The following is an 898-nucleotide window of genomic DNA, read 5'->3' as shown; positions in this document are numbered from 1 at the left end:
GCGTGTCCCTTACTCTTCCCCGGCCACCTTGATCCAAGCTCGGTAGTCGCTTTCCCGCATGCCGTCGCCCTTTGGGTCGTGGTCGTTCAGCGCGGTTGCAGCGGCTAGGGCGAGAGTGGCATGGACCTGGGCGGCGGCGAGACGGTACCGCTCCAAGTCGCTTCCCATGTCTGTACCCGCGGCGGCGGCGAGCAACTGCTCAGCTTCTTCGTAGTGCTCGGGGCCGGTAGCCATGTGGCGCCTCCATCAGTACGGATGCTTTGATTGATCTGCTGTGATGATCAGCGTACGGGTGGGCAGATTGGCAACCTGAAGTGGCCTCTCCGGTGACGGGGTTGAGCATCGTCGTGTGAGGGAAGTAGCGACCATCGCGAGCAAGGGAAGGTTCAAGTAGCTCTAGGAGCAGCGCAACCAAGAGTTGGGGAGCTGCACCTCTCACCTGCTGCGATGGACCGCAAATGTCCGTGTCTGTCCACTGCTGTTCGCCGGCGGTGTCACGCAGGTAGGCACTCACCAGCCGGGACGCTCGATGCATCCTCATACCTCGGGAGATAGCGCCTTGTTGTCGTAGGGGTCGGCTAGATTGCGGGGATGACTGCGATGGATCCGCTTGTGCCGGCTCTTGCCGGGCTGGTTGCCGACGCCCTCTGGTTCCTCGACAGCTGCGGTGACGACGAAGTCGATCCCGACTCTGCGGTGAAGATGATGGAAAGCGTGTGCGGGGAGCTGCTGCGGCTGCCTCTGGACCAGCGCGGCCGCCTCTTGCAGGTGCTCACCGACCTGGCCGAAGCAGAACCGAATCCCGCGCGACGGGAGTTCTTGCAGTCGTTCCCCCTCGCCTGCGGCCTGGTCGAAGAAGAGGAAGGCTGAGCCCACCGTCGGTTGAGGGGGCACCGCT

2 protein-coding genes are annotated in these 898 nt (G+C 63.5%); one reads left to right on the top strand and one right to left on the bottom strand.

Annotated features, from left to right (window positions below; genetic code table 11):
- Positions 1–9: 9 nt before the first annotated feature.
- Complete coding sequence (locus JHAT_RS33475) at positions 10–234, bottom strand: hypothetical protein (RefSeq protein WP_077802018.1); 225 nt, start codon at positions 232–234, stop codon at positions 10–12.
- Positions 235–591: 357 nt separating this feature from the next.
- On the opposite strand from JHAT_RS33475, the gene JHAT_RS33470 reads away from it, so the two are divergent.
- The gene (locus JHAT_RS33470; RefSeq protein WP_077802017.1) at positions 592–870 is read left to right on the top strand and encodes a hypothetical protein; all 279 of its coding nucleotides are present in this window, start codon (positions 592–594) and stop codon (positions 868–870) included.
- The last annotated feature ends 28 nt before the right edge of the window (positions 871–898 follow it).

The sequence above is a fragment of the Streptomyces sp. JHA26 genome, assembly GCF_002005565.1.
Lineage (GTDB): Bacteria > Actinomycetota > Actinomycetes > Streptomycetales > Streptomycetaceae > Streptomyces.
Note: the sequence above shows the minus strand (reverse complement) of the source record. Positions and strands in the feature narration are given on the sequence as shown.

What these genes read in the sequence shown, in the direction of transcription:
- JHAT_RS33475 (WP_077802018.1), bottom strand. Translation starts at nt 234, where the DNA reads ATGGCTACCGGCCCCGAGCACTACGAAGAAGCTGAGCAGTTGCTCGCC.
- JHAT_RS33470 (WP_077802017.1), top strand. Translation starts at nt 592, where the DNA reads ATGACTGCGATGGATCCGCTTGTGCCGGCTCTTGCCGGGCTGGTTGCC.